The following is a 19235-nucleotide window of genomic DNA, read 5'->3' as shown; positions in this document are numbered from 1 at the left end:
TGTGGGATGGGAATACCCGTCATACAAGGTACCGGGATGCTGAAATTAACAGCGTCATCGTTATGACATTTACAATCGTGGAAAGCAATACCGTTTGTGCGGCAAAATCAGGTTCATTTTTATATTCTTCCGCCAGAATACTTGTATTAACACCAGTAGGCATACCGGATGCAATGAGCAGTGCCTGAGCTGGAATTCCTTTGAGACCAAGCAGCGATACAATCAGAAAACCGACTATGGGACCTGCGATCAGGCGCAGTATCATACTGATATACACGGCTGTACGGCGCAAGCGGAAGGGGTATTGCACAATTTGCGCCCCCAAGGTAAGCAGAGCAACGGCAACCATCGATTGGCTGATATAATTCAAAGGCTCAGTTAGTAAATGGGGCAATGGACTATGCAGCACATTCAGCAGCAAGCCCAGCGCAAGCGCGTAGGGTACAGGCATTTTCAAAAAATTAATTAAAATTCTTCGGGTATTGGCTTTGCCATTTTGTACAACAAATGTACCGTATGTAAACGTAACAAAGCTTTGAAAGGTCATGATCAGAGCTTGAACAGAAATGGCCAGTGGATCACCTTTGAACACCAATTGGTTGATTGGCAGACCGTAATTTCCTGAATTATCTAGCATAACGCTGTTCGTAAAGGCTCCGCGCATCCCGGGGGTGTATTTCAGAGATCGGGCGACGGTTGTGCTGATCACGTACAGAATAGCTATGTATAAGGCATAAAAAATCGAAACCTCACCCATGAGCATCAAGGATATTTCCGAATTATAAAGGCCCGTAAACACTACCGCAGGGGTGATGTAGTAAAAATTGATTTTAGCCAAGGTGTACAAATCCAGCCGGAAATAATATTGCATGATACACCCCAAGCCAATGAGTACAAAAATAGGTAAAACAACGTCCAAAAGAATAGTGCCAAACATGTCTGTTTCATCTTCTTTCTATTATGCGAATGTAAAGGCTGATGCTTAAAAATGCATGTGTAATTTTCATTATACTGTGGAAATCGGTTAGGCGTATAATAAAATTTTAGACTAGATTGGCAATCTACGCTGCGGCTCTATCGGCGTTTCACCCATTAGTTAAAAAATAGATAAAGAATCAGCTTATAGAAGCCGTTAATACATCTAGGGACATTGAAGCCCGGTCTTACTATAAGGAGGAATCGCATCATGAGAAACACTTGGACAGCCTTATTAGCGTGTATACTGGTCTTGGGATTGACAGCAGGAACCGCTGCAGCCAAGCAGGGGCGCGGAAATGGTCAAGAGAACAAGCAGGAAGCAAAGACGACTGTTAAAGACGTGAATGAAAAGAGCAGGGAAAAAGTAAGCAAACCGCATGATTTAGGCAATGATCAGTCCAAAAACCTCAACGATAAAGCACCTGGCAAAAAGGGTGAAGCTGCACCTGCTGCAGTAACGGATGATACATATGGGGAGCCCAAAGGCCACAATGGTCACAAGGGACACAACGGGTACAAGGGTCTGCTTAATGCGGTAGAAAATACGAAGGACAAGCTGGCAGGGGCGGTTATTGCGAACCTGCTGCTTACGAAATACCCGGACCGATTGACTCAGGAGCAGATTGCTGAACTCGAATCGATCCGGAATTCAGGTAAAGCACTGACTGAGGCAGCTGATCTGCTGGCTCAAAATGGAAATGTAACAGATGCCGTTTACATGCAAGAGGAGGCGGTGCTGGCTGATGTGACTGATCTGGACAGCTACAAAAAGCTAGGTGAATTCTCGAAGAAAGCTGGACGGCAGTCGGGTATGAAGCTGTTCGTGAACGGTAAACAATACGACACCAAACCGATTAATCGCAATGGAACCACACTGGTTCCGTTTAGAACAGCTTCCGAAGCTTTGGATGCGAAGGTTGCCTGGCTTCCGAAAGAAAAGGCTGTTATTGTCACTCGTAACGGCGTAACTGTCAAATTATTTGTTAACAGCTCCAACGTATATATTAACGGTCAGTCGTATTCTATCGAGCAGCCGGCATCCATAGTGGATGAGATGACAATGGTGCCTGTAAGGGTAATCGGAGAGGCCTTGGGAGCCAATGTTAAATGGGAGCCTGAGAGCCAGTCTGTGGTCATATACGAGCAGCCAACATCATCAACGCCTACATCAACACCCTAATGTGCTGTGAACACAAATTCTTGTAAAAGCGAAAAGGCTCTTGACTAAATCGTCAGAGCCTTTTCTATTTGATCTTGGAATCAAGGGTTTCGTCATTCCCTTTACTGGCGAAAAGCTAGTTTGACATCAAAGAATTTTCTGTGTTCAAAAGGAAAGGTTACTCGCATTACGTGCTCGGCATGTGTACAATTAAATTGAGATAACAGAGAAAAGGAAGTGGCAAACATGGATTTGGGATTGACGGGAAAGGCTGCCTTTGTTGCGGGTTCCAGTAAAGGGCTTGGCAAGGCAAGCGCACGGGAGCTGGCGCGTGAAGGAGCGAATGTCGTGATTTCGGGACGGAACGAAGCCGAGCTTCAGCGGACACAGGCCGAATTACAGGCAACAGCGAGTGGCCGGGTTGAATATGTAGTTTGTGATGTAACAAAACCAGAACATATTTCCGAGGCCATCCGCCGCACAGTGGATTTGTATGGTACCATCGACATTTTGGTTAACAATGCGGGTGGGCCTCCAGCGGGAACTTTTGATGACTTTACGGATGAAGTTTGGCTGCAGGCCTTTGAGCAAAATTTACTTAGTCATATCCGATTGATTCGCGAGGCTCTGCCATATATGAAAAAACAGCAAAGCGGCAGAATTTTAAATATTGCTTCCTCTTCGGTGAAGCAGCCGATTCCTGGCCTGATTATCTCGAATACGCTGCGCACTGGGGTTGCTGGACTGGCGAAGACATTGTCTATGGAATTAGCTCCTTACAATATTCTGGTACATACTGTAGCACCTGGGAGAATTGCAACAGATCGTGTTCGCAGCCTGGATGAGCTTCGGGCAGAGAAAACTTCCCAAACGGCAGATCAGGTTCGCAGGCAAGCAGAAGAGGGCATTCCGTTGGGACGATATGGGGAGCCTGAGGAGTTTGGTAAAGTCGTTGCTTTTCTGGCGTCGACAGCTTCATCCTATTTGACAGGCAGTACCATTCTTGTTGATGGCGGAATGATTAAATCGTTATAAAAATAAAAAAAAGCGTGCCAGCAGCGGAGTTCATCGACTGTTAGGCACGCTTTTTTGAAGCTTTATTTCTGGCGAGGAATTTCACAACCGTCGTCAGTACAAACACCGCCTGCATCATGTTCGGAGGAGTTTGCGCTTACCATCGTAAATGGGGAACGTTCGCTCCATGCTTTTTGCAGAGCATCATGGAACACTTCCTCCGGCTGAGCGCCCGAAACCGCAAATTTCCGATCAAACACAAAGAACGGCACACCTCGAACGCCCAACTCAGCGCCTTCGGCTTCATCGGCACGAACCTCATCCGTAAAGCGGTCGCTGGCCAATATAGCAGCAGCTTCTTTCTGATCCAAACCAACCTCGGCAGCCAATGCCGCCAGCACTTCATGGTCGCCGGTATGCTTGCCTTCTATAAAGACAGCCTGGAATAAACGCTCGCTCAGCTCCAGCATTTTGCCCTGTGTTTGAGCCCAATGTGTCAAACGGTGAGCATCAAGAGAGTTAGTCGGCACCATCGCGTGAATGTTGTATTCCAAACCTGCAGAGCGTGCATTTTCGTTCATACGGTCATTCATTGCTTGTGCTTCTTGCAGACTGACGCCATATTTACCTGACAGCTCTTCATTAATCGTCTTACCACTATCTTTTACAGCATCCGGGTTTAGTTCAAAGCTCTTAAACGTTAATTTCACCTCATCGCGGTGTGGAAATTGCTGCAGTACTTGTTCCAAACGGCGTTTGCCAATATAGCAGAACGGGCACATAAAATCTGACCAAACTTCAATATTCATAAGGAAAAGCCTCCATATCAAAGATGAAACTTATTCGGTTACAATATGGATTATAAGCCCAAAGTGTTTAACGTGCAAATAAATAATGCTTGTAAAAAAATAAATGCTGTGATATTTTATATCTGTAACCGGTTACACATTGGAGTTGAAACTACATTATGACAACAATTAAACAGGTCGCCAGCTATGCAGGTGTTTCTGTAGCGACCGTATCCAGAGTTATTAATGAAACCGGATATGTGCATGAGGACACACGCCGGAAGGTTGAGGCGGCTGTTAAGCAGCTGAATTACAAACCCAACGAGGTCGCTCGTTCTTTGTATAAAAAGAAATCCAGATTAATTGGTCTGCTTTTGCCGGACATTACGAATCCTTACTTTCCCTTGCTGGCTCGCGGGGTGGAGGATCGAATGCAGGAAAATGATTTTCGAATTATTTTTGGCAATAGCGATGAAGATCGCCAAAAAGAACTGGATTACATGGACACGTTTACGCAAAATAATGTTGTTGGAGTCATTTCATCTACCAATGATCCAGACGCCGACTGCTACGCCAAGCTGAAAATTCCTGTCGTTTTTCTTGACCGGACTTCCAGTGACAACCTTTCCGTATATGCGGACGGGGCCCATGGTGGTCGACTGGCTGCTCAGGAAATGGTTGCACGTGGCAGCAAACAAATTACAGTCTTGCAGGGTCCCGCACATATTCGTCCGGCGCAGGATCGTTTTCGTGGAGCGGTTGAAGAACTTCAGCAATTGAACATTACTTATCATGTCGTCGAGACAACGTCCTTTTCGTTCAAGGATGCGGAATCGTGGGCCAAAGAGCTGTTCAGCAAGCATCCGGATACGGACGGGGTTATCGCCAGTAACGATATTGTGGCTACAGCGGTGATGCATGAGGCACATCGATTAGGTAAAAAAATCCCGGATGATGTTCAAATTATCGGGTTTGATGATATACCATTAAGCAGCTTGCTGTTCCCGCCTTTGTCAACGATTCGCCAGCCTGCTTATGAAATGGGCTGGGAAGCGGCAGGTTTGCTGATTCAACTGATTGAGCAATCGCAAGCAATGAAGCCAAGCACACCAAATCTTCATTCAAATATACTTACTCATTCAAGCATACAGTTGCCCGTCAAATTCATTGAGCGGGAAACGACGAGAAAGGTGGATTTTCATGGCTAAAATTTCGATTATCGGAAGCAGTTCAATGGATCTCGTAGTTACTTCATCCAAGCGCCCTGGTGCAGGGGAAACCGTGTTGGGCGAAAGCTTTACAACCGTGCCTGGAGGCAAAGGCGCTAATCAGGCAGTAGCTGCAGCCCGTCTTGGAGCGGACGTAACGATGATTGGGCGTGTAGGGGATGATCATTTTGGACAACAGATTTTACGCAATTTTGAGGAAAATAATGTCCATATCGGCTGTGTGAAACCGGTTACACATATGGAAAGTGGTACAGCACATATTGTGCTGGCTGAGGGCGATAACAGTATTGTCGTGGTAAAAGCAGCCAATAATGAAGTGACGCCCGCCTATGTGGAAGAAGCGCTCGATGTCATCCGAAGCTCGGATATGGTGTTGATTCAACAGGAAATACCGGCGGAAACGGTTGTTTATGTAAGCGAAATTTGTGCAAAGTACCAAATACCGTTCTTGCTCAATCCTGCTCCGGCTCGTGAAGTGGAAGAAAGTGTGATTGCGAACGCGACATACATTACGCCAAATGAGCATGAAGCTGCCATCATGTTCAAGGATATGAGTCTTCAAGAAGCCTTGCGCAAGTATCCAAACAAGCTGTTTGTTACTGAAGGCAGCAATGGAGTACGGTTCTTCGACGGTGAACAGGAAGTTGTAGTTCCTACTTATAAAGTAGAAGCCGTTGATACGACAGGTGCTGGAGATACATTCAACGCTGCATTTGCGGTGGCACTGGCTGAAGGAAAATCGCTGGCTGACAGTGTGAAATTCGCTAATCGCGCTGCTTCATTGTCCGTTACCAAATTTGGAGCCCAGGGTGGTATGCCGACCCGACGTGAAGTGGAGGAGCAATTATAATATGAAAAAACACGGAATCCTGAACAGTCATATATCCAAAATTTTGTCGGATCTCGGCCACACGGACTATATTGTCGTGGCCGATGCCGGTCTGCCTGTTCCTGAAGGCGTTCCCAAAATTGATTTGGCCCTTAAGCTGGGCGTCCCTTCCTTTCAGGACGTCGTAGATGTCATCGCCGCGGATATGGTAATCGAAAAGGTAACGTTGGCTGAAGAAATCAAACAAGGAAATGAACAGGCATTACAGCAGATTACCCGTACGTTTTCAGGGGAGCAATCAGAAAATCTGCAGCTTGCGGCACAATCTGCAGTCATTGAATTTTGCTCACATGAACAATTCAAAGAGCTGACCCGGCATGCCAAGGCGATTATTCGCACAGGTGAAGCCAAGCCGTATGCCAATTGTATTTTACAAGCAGGGGTTAACTTTGGATAATCCATTTCGGCTAAGATATTTTTTGAATAAAAAGGAGGGTGCAGCATGCAGATTCAAATGAAGGGAATTCACAAAGCCTTTGGAACCAATCAGGTGCTGAGTGGAGTAGATTTTGATCTCCGTGAAGGAGAAGTACATGCCCTCATGGGTGAAAATGGTGCAGGCAAATCAACGCTGATGAATATTTTAATCGGATTGCATCAGCGTAATGAGGGAACGATCATGATCGACGGTCAGGAAACGTATTTTACTAATCCCAAGGAGGCCGAGCAAAAGGGAATTGCTTTTATTCATCAGGAATTGAATGTGTGGCCGGAGATGACGGTGCTGGAAAATCTGTTTATAGGCAAGGAAATGACATCCAAGTGGGGATTACTGAACAGTACTAAAATGAAAGCGTTAGCAAACACGCAATTCGCTAAGCTTGCGGTAAATCTTCCTTTGAATGGTGAGGCAGGCGATTGCTCTGTAGGCCAACAGCAGATGATTGAAATAGCCAAAGCACTGATGACGGATGCAAAAGTTATCGTAATGGATGAACCAACAGCCGCCTTAACCGAACGGGAAATTCAAAAGCTGTTTGAGGTTATTACTTCCTTGAAAAAGGATGGCGTTTCAATTGTATATATATCACACCGGATGGAGGAGATATTTGCGATCTGCGACCGGATTACCGTCATGCGTGACGGGAAAACAGTGGATACCCAAGCCATTCCAGATACCAATTTTGATGAGGTTGTACGTAAGATGGTCGGAAGAGAGCTGACCGAACGCTACCCGGTAAGAACACCTGCTTTGGGGGACGTGGTATTGGAGGTCAAAAACGCCTCGCATAAAGGTCTGTTTGAAAATGTGAATTTTTCGGTAAGATCGGGTGAAATTGTAGGTTTCTCAGGTTTGATGGGCTCGGGACGGACCGAGATCATGCGGGCACTTTTTGGACTGGATACTTTAGACAGCGGAGAGATACATCTACGTGGAAAAAAGGTGTCTATCCGCAAGCCGGATGATGCGGTGAAGTTGGGAATTGGCTTCATTACTGAAGACCGTAAAGATGAAGGCTTGGTGCTGGATTTTTCGATCAGGGAAAATATGGTGCTGCCCAATCTGTTTAGCTTTACATCAAAAGGATTGATCTCAGACAAAAAAGAGCTGGATTTCGTTAACACATTAATTAAGCGCTTACAAATTAAAACCCAGTCGGGCGAAACGCCTGTCCGCAGTCTGTCAGGTGGGAATCAGCAAAAGGTAGTTATCGCCAAATGGGTAGGCATTGGACCCAACGTTCTCATCCTCGATGAACCAACGAGGGGCGTGGATGTGGGGGCCAAACGGGAAATTTACCAGTTAATGAACGAACTGACTGAACGAGGAGTCGCCATTATCATGGTATCCTCAGAGCTCCCCGAAGTACTCGGCATGAGCGACCGTATTGTCGTGGTGCATGAGGGAAAGATCAGCGGAGAGCTGAGCAGGGAAGAAGCCACACAAGAAAACATTATGACGTTAGCTACAGGAGGACAGTAATATGACAACTATGAATGAAGCAAAAGGCAGCAAAGGCTTTTCGATGTCACAAATTACACAAAAGCTTGGTCCATTATTGGGACTCATTATTCTGGTGATCATCGTCTCTGTCTTGAATCCCAGTTTTTTGGAACCGCTTAATATTTTGAACTTGTTACGACAGGTGTCCATTAATGCGCTGATTGCGTTTGGTATGACCTTCGTTATTCTCACAGGTGGAATTGATTTGTCAGTCGGCTCCATATTAGCACTGTCCAGTGCCTTTGTTGCCAATATGATGCTGGCCGGTTTTGATCCAATTCTGGCGATTATCATTGGCTGTGCATTGGGTGGCGTGATGGGGATGGTCAATGGCTTGATGATCACGAAAGGCAAAATGGCTCCGTTTATCGCTACACTGGCAACCATGACCATTTTCAGAGGATTGACACTCGTCTATACCGACGGGAATCCCATTACAGGACTTGGGGACAGTCTGATTTTTCAATTGTTCGGTCGTGGCTACCAGTTTGGTATTCCGGTTCCAGCAATTACGATGCTCATTACGTTTGCAGTCCTGTGGATCATTTTGCATAAAACGCCGTTCGGTCGTAAAACGTATGCCATCGGGGGAAATGAGAAGGCTTCCATCATATCCGGTATTAAAGTACCGCGCGTAAAAATTTGGATTTACTCTCTCGCTGGAATGCTGTCTGCTTTGGCGGGTGCTATTTTGACCTCACGTTTGAACTCGGCGCAGCCGACAGCAGGAGCCTCTTATGAACTGGATGCCATTGCGGCCGTCGTACTGGGTGGAACAAGCCTGTCAGGAGGACGCGGACGAATCGTAGGTACGTTGATTGGTGTGCTTATTATCGGTACGTTAAACAATGGCTTGAATTTGCTGGGTGTTAATTCTTTTTATCAAATGGTGGTAAAAGGGATTGTCATCGCCATTGCTGTATTGATTGACCGTAAGAAATCCGCATAAACCACCTAATCTGTATAAAAGGAGACCACAACTATGAAAAAGCTTACATTAATCATGGCAGCCCTGCTGCTTGTGCTCATGACAGGCTGTTCCCTGGAGCCGCCGGAGTGGGCGAAGCCTAAAGCAGCCGCGAGCTTAAAGGACATTAAAATCGGCTTGTCGATCTCCACACTGAATAATCCATTCTTTGTTTCTCTCAAAGACGGAGTCGTTGCAGAGGCCAAAAAACAAGGACTGCAGGTCATAGTCGTCGATGCACAAAATGATTCGGCAAAACAAAGCAATGACGTGGACGATCTGATCCAGCAGGGAGTAAACGCTTTGCTCATTAATCCGACGGATTCCTCGGCAATTTCTACCGTGGTACAGTCTGCGAATGCTTTGAACATCCCGGTCATTACGCTGGATCGTTCTGCTGACAAAGGAGATGTAAAAGCGCTCGTAGCCTCGGACAACGTTGAAGGAGGACGAATGGCAGCCAGATACGTGATTGATCAGGTCGGAAAAGGTGCCAAGGTCATTGAGCTGGAAGGTGTGCCGGGCGCATCGGCCACACGTGAACGGGGGAAAGGCTTCCACGAAGTAGCGGACAAGGACTTGAAGGTCATTGCCAAGCAGTCGGCCGATTTTGACCGAACCAAAGGCTTGAATGTCATGGAAAATCTGCTGCAAGGCAATCCGGATGTTCAGGCGGTATTTGCCCACAATGATGAAATGGCACTGGGGGCCATTGAGGCCATCCAAAGCTCAGGCAAGAAGATTCCTGTCATCGGCTTTGACGGTAACGAGGATGCGCTTAAATCTATTAAAGAGGGCAAGCTGACAGCCACGGTAGCTCAGCAACCCGAGCTAATTGGGCAATTGGCTGTTCAGGCAGCCAAGGATGTACTTCAAGGCAAAACCGTGAAAAAATCAATTCCCGCGAAGCTGGAGTTAGTGGATCAATCGAAATAAAACGGGTGTATACCCGACATAGTTAAGGTCTTGGACTGATGCAAACATGTGCATCAGTCCTTTTTTATTTTATATTATTCCAAGTTAACTCATGAGGTTAGTTGACAAATAAAAAAAGCGGAATTATAATGACCTAAATTCCAAGTTCAGTAACAAGTAAACGGACACACAAGCAATTCGTTTTTTAAAGCTTTTAAGTTAATCATCACTGATTAGTAATAATGATTCAGATAAGCAACCGAACGATAACACAAAGGAGAAACGAATGAGAGCAAAGGAAATGGAACAGTTAAGAATGGAACACAAGCTCCTCTCTTACCTGGAGAAATATGATACTCCCGTAGGTGCTACGACACTGGTACTGGTTTTAGGCAAGGAATTTGGATTAAGCCAGGCTTCCATTGGACGGAAGTTGATGGAATTCGATGCCTTGGGCTATACGGAGAGCAAGGGGCGAAAGGGCAGGTTGCTTGCTCCCCCGGGAAAAGACCGCTTGACGGATATCGAGCGTCAACTTAATCAGTGGCGTGATCAGTCCAATTTGCTCGATGCGCTCAATGTTTCTGATGAGGATTCACTGCTTGATATGCTGATCGCAAGACGCGCGCTGGAGCGGGAAACAGCTTGGCTGGCAGCATCGAAGGCCAGTGGACAGACGATTCAAGAACTGTGGCATTCAATTGAAGCACAGGAAGAGGTCATTGCAGATGGACGTGTTCCGATTGAGGAGGACCGGGAGTTTCATGAACGGATCGCTCTGGCATCCGGCAATCGCGTGCTGCTGCATGCTTTGCGTCTTGTATGGGGAGAAGGGGCTCATCTTCCTGCAACAGCGCTGATTCGGAAAGCCGTTGGCAGCGAGCTTGTGGTAGACCATCGGCAGATTGTGGAGTGTATAGCACGCCATGCTCCTGATGAAGCGGCATCTGCGATGGTAACTCACATCAATCAACTGATTGAGGATGTTCGCATTTATTTTGATAAAAGCAAGGCATAAAAGAATTTCAATATCTTGAGGCGGGAAGTCGATTTAAGCAGGATACAGGTTATTCAACAGGGGAGGTAGTTATATGACAGTTACATATCGGCTCGGTATTGACATAGGTGGAACGTTTACGGATGTCATGCTAACGGATAACAACGGGATGGTAGCTGCCACATTAAAAACGCCGTCCGTCCCCTCCGCGCCGGAGCAGGCTATTTTAAATGCAATAGAACAATTGAAGGCCATCCCGATTGATATAGAGGCCGTTGAATTATTTGTACACGGGACAACGCTGGGAGTAAACACGCTTATTGAACGCAACGGAGCGACGACAGGACTTCTCGTCACTCGCGGATTTCGGGATGTTCTGGAAATTCGTAGACTCCGTCTGGAAAATACGACTAATCTTTATGGCGACAAGCCTGATCCACTTGTTCCGCGCTATCTTGTAAAGGAAATTGATGAGCGCTGCTTGGCTGACGGACGGATCTATCGACCTCTTGCAGCCGATGATCTGCGTCAATCTGTACAGGAACTGCTTGCCGAAGGTATTACGGCGATTGCCGTATCCTTTCTGCATTCATACCATAACCCGGAGCATGAGCGGCAGGCCGTGGAACTGATTCGCAAGGAATTTCCCGGAGTTTTTGTCTGCTCCAGCAGCGAGGTGTGGCCACAGCAACGAGAGTATGAACGTACTCTGGTAACGGTTATGAATGCGTATATTGGTTCCAGGATGAATGGATATTTCCGTAAACTGGAAGTTGGGGTGAAGGAGCGAGGCTTGCATGCCCAAGTGCTTTCCACGATGTCCAATGGGGGAATCATGACAGCGCAGCGGGCGGCTGATGAGCCAGTTAAAACGCTGTTGTCTGGTCCGGCATCGGGCGTGATCGGCGCGACCCATGTAGCCAGATTGGCTGCGATCAACAAAGTCGTCACCTTTGATATGGGTGGTACCAGTGTGGACGTGGCTGTCATTGATGGTGAACCGGCCTATTCAAGCGAAAATCAGATTGGCGATTTTCCCGTTATTATCCCGGCGGTGGACGTAACCGCCATCGGTGCGGGCGGTGGATCTATCGCCTGGGTTGACGGTGCAGGCGTGCTCAAGGTCGGGCCGCGCAGTGCAGGAGCAGATCCGGGGCCAGCTTGTTATGGCAGGGGAGGGATGAATCCGACGACCACCGATGCCTATGTGCATTTGGGGATTATTCGCCCTGATCGGTTTCTTGGAGGTCGTATGCCGCTGAACGAAGAACTGGCGGCAGCAGCTCTGAAGCGTTTGGGAGCAAGGCTTGGGCTGGATTCCAAAAAAACGGCTCAGGCGATTCTGGATGTGGCGACCGCCAATATGTACGCACAATTCACACCCTTGATGGCGCGCAAAGGGATTGATCCCCGTGATTTTACGCTTCTGGCATACGGTGGAGCTGGCCCGACACATGCCTTCCTGCTGGCGCGGGAAGTCGGTATACGACGGGTGCTTGTGCCACCATCTCCAGGCACGCTTTGCGCAACAGGCTGTGTCGTGGCTGATCTGCGTAATGATTTTGTATATACGCTGTACAAAACCGGACAGCAGCTTCAGGAAGGCGAGCTTGAACGTATTTTTAAGGATCTTGCCGAGCGGGGACATCATTGGCTGGAGACAGAGAGCAGCCGAGGAATTGAGCTGGAGTCCACCTATATGCTGTATAGCGCAGATATGCGCTATGAAGGACAGGCTTTTGATATTGAAGTATCCATCCCAAGTGAAAATCTGGAAGCAAACTCTGTTGCAAAGACTGCAGACGGGACTGCCTGCTTTGTTCAGGAAGCGGAGACGCGTTTTCATCGCCAGTATGAGGCCATCTTTGGAGTAAGCCAGCCGGAGTCTTCCGTCTCCTTTGTCAATTTGAGAGCAACGATTGTTGGGGTAACTCGCAAGGCGGATACGATGCAAATCCCCGACCATAACGATTTGTCCCATCAGCCCGGTCACGTTCCAGTTACGGAAGCCAGAACCATAAATTTTGATGGCGTGGAAATGAAGGCGCACATTGTTCGGCGTTCAGATCTGCCCACTACAGAAGCCTGGTCTGGTCCGGTCATTATTGAAGAATATGATACGACGGTCTTTGTTCCACCAGGTTACAGCGTTAAGATTGACAACTTAGGGAATATAATCGGGGAGGTGGAAGGATGAACAGTGAGCTTAAGACGGATCGCGTATTTCTGGAGATTTTCAAAAACAGGGTACAGGCGATCGTCGAGGAAATGGCTAATGTTGTTTTGCGCACCGGATTTACCGCTTTTGTCAAAGAAACAGGTGATTTCGGTACGTATCTGCTTTCACCCCAGGGCGAAACCTTTGGATGCCCACTCGATACAGGTTACAACCTGTCGTTAGGTATCCCCGCAGGGGATGTGATTTCATCCATCGGACAATGGAATGAAGGCGACATTGTCATTTGTAACGATCCGTATTCGACGGGCGGTATGGCGACACATCTACCGGATGTCTATCTGCTAAAGCCTTTTTTCTATGAGGGACAGATTATAGCCTTCGGGCTATGCTTCATTCACTCTTCTGACGTAGGAGGCAAGGTGCCGGGCAGCGTGTCGCCCAGTTCATACGATATTTATCAGGAGGGGCTGCGCCTTGCGCCGGTAAAGCTTTATGAGGCCGGTGTACTGAATGAAGCCATTTTGCGTATTTTTCTTGATAATTGCCGAATTCCTGACCAAAACTGGGGCGATCTGAGAGCTTTGATGGCTGCACTGAACCGCGGAGAACGACGGCTTCAAGAGCTGGTAGAGCGCTATGGGATATCCCGAGTAGAGAGTGGCATCGAAGATGTGCTTGTTTACGCCGAGACACGGGTTCGTCAGATGATTGAGGATATTCCGGACGGAGAATACGAGTTTTGGGATTATATTGAGAAGGGTCCGGGGGGCTATCCGGTTCGGTTGCGCTGTAAAATGGTGGTTCGGGGCGACGGAATATTTTTGGATTTTAAGGGGACAGACCCGCAAGTGAGAGCATCCTTTAATATTCCGACCCTTAACAAACAGGGGCATTACTATCTGGTGCCAGCACTCATTCGATATTTCAGGACACTGGACCCCTCGATTCCATGGAATTCGGGGATGGTGCGGATGATTACGAATGATGCGCCGTCGGGTACTCTGTTGAACCCGGAAGCTCCGGCTGCGATCGGAGCGCGTGCGGCTACATTTATCAGGCTGATGGATGTGCTGACAGGTACGCTAAGTCAAGCCCAGGAGAACAAGCTGCCCGCTGCTGGTGCCGGACAAGCGGCAATCGTCATGCTGGCTATGACTGATCCAGTCACTGGTGGGCGGAAAGTAGGCGTGGTGCAGCCGATATGTGGAGGCTCAGGAGCCAGACCGATGAAGGACGGCATTGACGGGATGGACTTTGCGGTCGGTCATCTGCGCAATATTCCTGCAGAAACGGTTGAAGCGGATATGCCTATCCTGATCGAACGGTACGGCTTGCTGCCTGATTCGGCTGGAGCGGGAACCTATCGGGGAGGCTGCGGAATTGATTTACAGTTGAAGGTACTTAGCCCCGACACGGTACTGACTGCCCGTAATATGGAGCGGATGGAATTTCAGCCGTGGGGCAGACTTGGCGGGAAAGCTGGTGCCTATGGAACGGCTGTTAAAAATCTGGGACAGCCATCTGAGGAACGTACCGGGCGAATCGACGAGCTTTTATTACAGCCAGGAGACACGGTGTCGTTCTTTTCCCAAGGCGGAGGCGGGTATGGAAGCCCTTATAAAAGATCCCCTCAGGCCGTCGCACGGGATGTACGCAACGGATTAGTATCCAAGGACGCCGCTTATGAACAGTATGGAGTCGTATTCCATGAAAGTAAGGTAGATTTGGACGCTACCCAAAAAAGACGCAGTGCCGTTTATGGTTCAACGGATGAACAGCAATCTTTTCATTTTGGCTCGGCTCGTGAACAATTTGAGTCCATCTGGAGTGATGAAATGCAGTTGGCTATCGGGGCGGCGCTAACGGTGTATCCACTGGCTCTTCGGGATTACCTGAAACGATGTGCAATGAAAGAGATTGATGATCGGTTCCACAGAGGTGAACAGGTCCAAGCTATTGAGGTGGCAGAGATTATGGCAGCCATTCATCGTACGATTGCTGCTCTCTAGGCAGGGAGCAGTGTTTTTTACAGTTAATAATCATACTTTACCGGGAGGTTTAATCAAATGAAACGATTTTCAAAAACGTTAGGTTCCGTCTCTGTGATTTTAGCTGCGTCCATGTTACTCCTGACAGCATGTGGAAGCTCGACATCCACTTCGCAGGCTACCAATGGAAATTCGGATGGAGGGCAAAAAATCAAGCTCAGCATGTTTATATGGGCGGGTGCCAATCAGGATGTGGTTCCTAAAGAAGTGGTTGCGGATTATGTGAAGAAACACCCGAACGTTCAGGTTGATTTTGTGGAATCATCCAATTCTGTTATGTACCCAAAAATGGTAGCAGGGCAAAAGGCTGATCCCAACAACCCGGTTGTCAACTTCGGTTACTTTAATGCAGATGCTTCTGCCAAGGGGCTGAACGATGATATGTGGGAGCCGCTGGACCCGACCATCGTAACCCATATGAAGGATATTCCCGAGCAATACCATACCAAGGACAATCGTGGCATCGTATGGGGAGTAACGAATTTTGCACTCGTATATAACAAGGATTTGGTTAAAACTCCGCCGACAAGCTGGAACGATCTTTGGGAAAATCCGCAATTTAAGGACAAAGTAGCTCTTTGGGATTACATGTTCTATTCCTACATCGCTCCAGTCATCGAATTGAAGGGCAAGGAGCTGGGTGCAACCTATGATAAGCCAGAGGCTGCCTTTGATTTCTGGGGAAAACATACGGATCAGGTACGCACGCTCGTAAACTCCAACGACCAATTGAAAAACTTGCTTATTTCCGGCGAGGCGCTGGTAGCACCATTCAGTTCGCAGACGGCCCAAACGTGGATTAATGATGAAGATGCTCCACTCGCAGTAGCTATTCCGAAGGAAGGTTTCGTTTCCTTCCCGTATTCCTTGCAAGTGGTCAAGGGCTCGACGCCGGAACAGACGCGTGTCGCTAACGAGATCATTAATGAGCTGTTGAAACCTGAGAATTTGACCAAGTATGCTGGGGCAACAGGTACTCCGGTAACAAGCACTGCTGCACAAGTACCTGATAAATATAAGAATGATCCATCTTTCTCTGTAGCTGAGCAGAAAAAAGGTCTGAATCCGGATTGGTCAGCCATGGCTCAAGGGGCCTCTGAGTGGAAGGACCTGTGGGATCGTCTGGTCAAAACAAAACTGCAATAATATCAGGCCATAGTTATAGAGGTGCCATTCGTGGCTAACCTACTAGGAGGGAATATATCCATGTCCGGAGTTGAACACCAGATTGCGATTGAAGTACGGGATGTCGTGAAGAGGTTCGGCGATCATGTGGCCGTCAATCAGGTATCCTTTCGCGTAAGACAGGGGGAGTTCATTTCTCTGCTCGGTCCCAGCGGCTGTGGTAAAACAACGTTACTGCGGATGTTGGGAGGACTTGAGATGCCGGATCAGGGTACTATTCTTCTCTCTGGAGCAGATGTGACCCGAATTCCGGCGTATGGACGAAATACGAATATGATTTTTCAACAGCTTGCACTGTTTCCCCATATGGACGTATTTAAAAATATTGCCTATGGCTTGAAAATGAAAGGAGTATCAAATGGCGAAATTCGGAAAAGTGTGGAGCGGGTTCTGGAATTAGTCCAGCTTCCCGGTTTCGGCACCCGCAAGGTTTCGCAACTGTCCGGGGGGCAGGCACAGCGTATAGCGATTGCACGCGCCTTGGTCAACCAGCCCCAAGTGCTGCTGCTGGACGAGCCTCTGTCTGCGCTGGATGCGCAGCTACGACTGGACATGCAACGGGAGCTAAAGCGGATTCAGCGGGAATCAGGGACCACCTTTATATTCGTGACCCACGATCAGGAGGAAGCCCTGAATGTGTCGGACCGGATCGGTGTTATGCGTGACGGAGTCATGCTGCAATATGGCACGCCGGACGAGATTTATGAGCGCCCCGCTGACCGATTTGTCGCAAAATTTATCGGCGATACCAATTTGTTGCCGGCCTGTGTGCTGGCGCATGAAGGAGATCTGACGATTGTGGAAACGGCAGGGGAAGCCATTGCCATCCACATTGGGCAGGATCAACAAACGCTGTCGTTGCGAGATCAAGGCCATATCTCGATCCGCTATGAATATGTGAGGATTGGTTCAGAGGCCGAGGGCTTGCGCAATCAGCTCACAGGCGTGATTCGGGATGTGCGCTATGGAGGCACGACGCTGCGCTACACTTTAGAGTTGGACGGTGTGAGCGAATTCCCGCAGTTAACAGCGCATGTCCCTCATTTTCCGGGCAAACCGCGATTTTCTCCCGGTGAAACGGTAACTATCGGCTGGGACCCGCAGGACGCTGTCTTTTTATCTGACCAGGGGGAGGGAGGCGTGTGAACCGACTGGCTCACCGTGTAATCGACTTAATTACGCCCAAGGGCAGATCATGGGTCACACCGCTATTGCTACTGCTGCCGTCCCTCCTGCTGATGGGATTCATTTTTAGCGGCTCGTTGCTTATTTTCGCTCGATATAGCCTGGATTCATTTGAAGGTGGGCGGTTGCAATCCGCTTTTCAATGGACAGCGTATCGCACATTTTTGACCGATCCTTACTATTGGAAAGTCATCAGGGATACCTTTTGGTTGACGATCAGGGTGACACTCATAACCCTGCTGCTTGCTTACCCGTTAGCGTATTATACAGCACATATTCGCAGCAGTGGCTGGAGACAAACTGTGCTATTAATTACGTTTCTTCCCCTGCTGGTCAGCGCGGTGGTCAAGTCTTATGCGTGGCTTGTTCTTTTGTCCAGGCAAGGGCTTTTGAACTGGTTGCTGATACGGACAGGCATTACAGAAACAGGGCTGGAAATGACCTTTAATGAGACGGGGGTCATTATTGCGCTCGTTCATATTTTTCTTCCTTTTATGGTTATACCGATTTTGAGCGTGCTGGTGCAGCAGGATCGTACGCTCAAGGCAGCAGCTCATGATCTTGGTGCTAGAAGCTTGCGCACATTCCTGACGATTATGCTGCCTTTGTCGGTACGCGGAATCGTATCCGGTGTGCAGATCGTATTTACGTTGTGTCTGACTGCTTTTACGACTCCGGCACTGATAGGAGGGGGGAGAGTGATGACCTTGCCTACCTTTATTTATCAGCGAACGCTGGATACCAATTGGCCGATGGCCGCAGTAGCGAGTCTGTTTCTGATTATCGCTTCGACTTTGGTTGCATGGCTGCTGAATCGGCTCGGAGACTTTCTTACGTTTCAACGCTCCGGAAAAGGAGGTGCTGCGGATGCGCCTTAAAGGTCTATCCTCATGCGGATATCATCTAATTCTCTTTCTCATTGCGATGATTGTGTGCCTGTTTCTCGTGCTGCCGCTCGTCATTGTTGTGATTACTTCACTCAATGCTGCTGCCTACAGCGTTTTCCCGCCCACAGGCTTGTCGTTGCGTTGGTATGAAAATTTGCTCTCGCAGCCCCAGTTTCTCCATGCGTTTGGCAATAGTGTTTTTTCTTCCGCTTGCGCCACATTGCTTGCGTTGGTTGCAGGTACGCTGGCTGCTCTGGCCATTCAGCGCTTTGAGTTTCCTGGACGCAGTCTGTTGCGTGCCATATTTATGTCCCCGATGGTGGTGCCTAAAATCGCACTGGGCATTGCCTACTTGATTTTGTTTTCAAAGCTTCGGATTGCGGGCGGTTTATTTGCCCTCATTTTAGGAGAAGCGGTCACGATTATGCCATTTGTATTGAGTATCATAGGCAGCACGCTGGCTAATGTACGCCGGGAACATGAGGAGGCTGCCTCTGATTTAGGTGCAGGTCCGCTGCGCGTATTTTTTACAGTAACACTGCCACAAATACGACTGGGGCTGCTAATGAGCGGGGCAATCGCTTTTATATTTACATTTGATCAGGTAGAGACGGCGCTGCTCATTTTGCGACCTGAAAATAACACGCTGCCCATTGAACTCTTCCTGTACATGGAAAAATGGCAGGACCCGACCATCGCGGTTGTTTCAACCCTCATGCTGTTGATTGCACTGGCGCTGTTTTTTGGCTTAAAGCTAATCCTGCGCTCTGTGCCTGAGGTACAGAGGGTGCTGGGACGGAAAGAAAATGAGTAACAAAATGAGTAACAGGTATTATTCATATCTAAAATGAATTCCAAAGGAGGAAGCAC

Annotated in this window: 17 protein-coding genes; 15 read left to right on the top strand and 2 right to left on the bottom strand. The window is 48.1% G+C overall.

The features are described 5' to 3' along the window. Window positions 1-19: 19 nt before the first annotated feature. Window positions 20-937 (bottom strand): AEC family transporter, encoded by a 918-nt coding sequence (locus BAZ21_RS20410; RefSeq protein ID WP_068504602.1) that lies wholly within the window; start codon window positions 935-937, stop codon window positions 20-22. A 249-nt stretch (window positions 938-1186) separates the two neighbouring features. Here BAZ21_RS20410 and BAZ21_RS20405 point away from each other — a divergent pair, with 249 nt between their 5' ends. Both BAZ21_RS20405 and BAZ21_RS20400 read left to right on the top strand, forming a co-directional pair. Then, window positions 1187-2158, top strand: a complete 972-nt coding sequence (locus BAZ21_RS20405) for a copper amine oxidase N-terminal domain-containing protein (RefSeq protein WP_068504600.1) — start codon at window positions 1187-1189, stop codon at window positions 2156-2158. Between the two features lie 225 nt (window positions 2159-2383). Next, entirely contained in the window at window positions 2384-3172 is a 789-nt protein-coding gene (locus BAZ21_RS20400) for an SDR family oxidoreductase (protein WP_068504598.1), read from the top strand. 62 nt (window positions 3173-3234) lie between these two features. Here the strand turns inward: BAZ21_RS20400 and BAZ21_RS20395 are convergent, their stop codons facing one another. Beyond that, complete coding sequence (locus BAZ21_RS20395; RefSeq protein WP_068504596.1) at window positions 3235-3960, bottom strand: DsbA family oxidoreductase; 726 nt, start codon at window positions 3958-3960, stop codon at window positions 3235-3237. Window positions 3961-4118: 158 nt separating this feature from the next. Here BAZ21_RS20395 and BAZ21_RS20390 point away from each other — a divergent pair, with 158 nt between their 5' ends. From BAZ21_RS20390 to BAZ21_RS20330, 13 genes are all read left to right on the top strand, one after another. Then, window positions 4119-5147: a LacI family DNA-binding transcriptional regulator gene (locus BAZ21_RS20390; protein WP_068504594.1), complete on the top strand. Its 1029-nt coding sequence runs from the start codon at window positions 4119-4121 to the stop codon at window positions 5145-5147. After that, on the top strand, window positions 5140-6018 hold the full coding sequence (rbsK, locus tag BAZ21_RS20385; protein WP_068504592.1) for a ribokinase: 879 nt from the start codon (window positions 5140-5142) through the stop codon (window positions 6016-6018). Before BAZ21_RS20390 ends, rbsK begins: the two co-directional genes overlap by 8 nt. Before the next feature lies 1 nt (window position 6019). Then, entirely contained in the window at window positions 6020-6454 is a 435-nt protein-coding gene (rbsD, locus tag BAZ21_RS20380; RefSeq protein ID WP_068504590.1) for a D-ribose pyranase, read from the top strand. Window positions 6455-6499: 45 nt separating this feature from the next. After that, entirely contained in the window at window positions 6500-7981 is a 1482-nt protein-coding gene (locus tag BAZ21_RS20375; protein WP_068504588.1) for a sugar ABC transporter ATP-binding protein, read from the top strand. Window position 7982: 1 nt separating this feature from the next. Then, on the top strand, window positions 7983-8951 hold the full coding sequence (rbsC, locus tag BAZ21_RS20370) for a ribose ABC transporter permease RbsC (protein WP_068504586.1): 969 nt from the start codon (window positions 7983-7985) through the stop codon (window positions 8949-8951). 33 nt (window positions 8952-8984) lie between these two features. Next, window positions 8985-9905, top strand: a complete 921-nt coding sequence (rbsB, locus tag BAZ21_RS20365; RefSeq protein WP_068504584.1) for a ribose ABC transporter substrate-binding protein RbsB — start codon at window positions 8985-8987, stop codon at window positions 9903-9905. A 265-nt stretch (window positions 9906-10170) separates the two neighbouring features. Next, window positions 10171-10902 carry a FadR/GntR family transcriptional regulator gene (locus tag BAZ21_RS20360; RefSeq protein WP_068504582.1) on the top strand — a complete coding sequence of 244 codons (732 nt, stop codon included), beginning with the start codon at window positions 10171-10173 and terminating at the stop codon, window positions 10900-10902. Between the two features lie 73 nt (window positions 10903-10975). After that, window positions 10976-13078 (top strand): hydantoinase/oxoprolinase family protein, encoded by a 2103-nt coding sequence (locus BAZ21_RS20355; RefSeq protein WP_068504580.1) that lies wholly within the window; start codon window positions 10976-10978, stop codon window positions 13076-13078. After that, complete coding sequence (locus BAZ21_RS20350) at window positions 13075-15069, top strand: hydantoinase B/oxoprolinase family protein (RefSeq protein WP_068504578.1); 1995 nt, start codon at window positions 13075-13077, stop codon at window positions 15067-15069. Before BAZ21_RS20355 ends, BAZ21_RS20350 begins: the two co-directional genes overlap by 4 nt. A 57-nt stretch (window positions 15070-15126) precedes the next feature. Continuing rightward, window positions 15127-16254, top strand: coding sequence for an ABC transporter substrate-binding protein (locus BAZ21_RS20345; protein WP_068504574.1), 1128 nt, complete (start codon window positions 15127-15129; stop codon window positions 16252-16254). Window positions 16255-16314: 60 nt separating this feature from the next. After that, window positions 16315-17439 carry an ABC transporter ATP-binding protein gene (locus BAZ21_RS20340; protein WP_068504572.1) on the top strand — a complete coding sequence of 375 codons (1125 nt, stop codon included), beginning with the start codon at window positions 16315-16317 and terminating at the stop codon, window positions 17437-17439. Next, the gene (locus tag BAZ21_RS20335) at window positions 17436-18356 is read left to right on the top strand and encodes an ABC transporter permease (protein ID WP_068504570.1); all 921 of its coding nucleotides are present in this window, start codon (window positions 17436-17438) and stop codon (window positions 18354-18356) included. The genes BAZ21_RS20340 and BAZ21_RS20335 overlap by 4 nt, the downstream gene beginning before the upstream one ends. Then, entirely contained in the window at window positions 18346-19179 is an 834-nt protein-coding gene (locus tag BAZ21_RS20330) for an ABC transporter permease (RefSeq protein WP_068504568.1), read from the top strand. Before BAZ21_RS20335 ends, BAZ21_RS20330 begins: the two co-directional genes overlap by 11 nt. Window positions 19180-19235 lie beyond the last annotated feature (56 nt).

Origin of the sequence: Paenibacillus kribbensis, assembly GCF_001705305.1 — a bacterium.
Lineage (GTDB): Bacteria > Bacillota > Bacilli > Paenibacillales > Paenibacillaceae > Paenibacillus > Paenibacillus kribbensis_B.
Note: the sequence above shows the minus strand (reverse complement) of the source record. Positions and strands in the feature narration are given on the sequence as shown.

Excerpts from the sequence above, each read along its gene's own strand:
- BAZ21_RS20395 (WP_068504596.1), bottom strand. The coding sequence starts at position 3,960 with ATGAATATTGAAGTTTGGTCAGATTTTATGTGCCCGTTCTGCTATATT.
- BAZ21_RS20390 (WP_068504594.1), top strand. The coding sequence starts at position 4,119 with ATGACAACAATTAAACAGGTCGCCAGCTATGCAGGTGTTTCTGTAGCG.
- BAZ21_RS20340 (WP_068504572.1), top strand. The coding sequence starts at position 16,315 with ATGTCCGGAGTTGAACACCAGATTGCGATTGAAGTACGGGATGTCGTG.
- BAZ21_RS20360 (WP_068504582.1), top strand. The coding sequence starts at position 10,171 with ATGAGAGCAAAGGAAATGGAACAGTTAAGAATGGAACACAAGCTCCTC.
- BAZ21_RS20350 (WP_068504578.1), top strand. The coding sequence starts at position 13,075 with ATGAACAGTGAGCTTAAGACGGATCGCGTATTTCTGGAGATTTTCAAA.
- rbsB (WP_068504584.1), top strand. The coding sequence starts at position 8,985 with ATGAAAAAGCTTACATTAATCATGGCAGCCCTGCTGCTTGTGCTCATG.
- BAZ21_RS20410 (WP_068504602.1), bottom strand. The coding sequence starts at position 937 with ATGTTTGGCACTATTCTTTTGGACGTTGTTTTACCTATTTTTGTACTC.
- rbsD (WP_068504590.1), top strand. The coding sequence starts at position 6,020 with ATGAAAAAACACGGAATCCTGAACAGTCATATATCCAAAATTTTGTCG.
- BAZ21_RS20330 (WP_068504568.1), top strand. The coding sequence starts at position 18,346 with ATGCGCCTTAAAGGTCTATCCTCATGCGGATATCATCTAATTCTCTTT.
- rbsK (WP_068504592.1), top strand. The coding sequence starts at position 5,140 with ATGGCTAAAATTTCGATTATCGGAAGCAGTTCAATGGATCTCGTAGTT.
- BAZ21_RS20375 (WP_068504588.1), top strand. The coding sequence starts at position 6,500 with ATGCAGATTCAAATGAAGGGAATTCACAAAGCCTTTGGAACCAATCAG.
- BAZ21_RS20345 (WP_068504574.1), top strand. The coding sequence starts at position 15,127 with ATGAAACGATTTTCAAAAACGTTAGGTTCCGTCTCTGTGATTTTAGCT.
- BAZ21_RS20405 (WP_068504600.1), top strand. The coding sequence starts at position 1,187 with ATGAGAAACACTTGGACAGCCTTATTAGCGTGTATACTGGTCTTGGGA.
- BAZ21_RS20355 (WP_068504580.1), top strand. The coding sequence starts at position 10,976 with ATGACAGTTACATATCGGCTCGGTATTGACATAGGTGGAACGTTTACG.
- BAZ21_RS20400 (WP_068504598.1), top strand. The coding sequence starts at position 2,384 with ATGGATTTGGGATTGACGGGAAAGGCTGCCTTTGTTGCGGGTTCCAGT.
- rbsC (WP_068504586.1), top strand. The coding sequence starts at position 7,983 with ATGACAACTATGAATGAAGCAAAAGGCAGCAAAGGCTTTTCGATGTCA.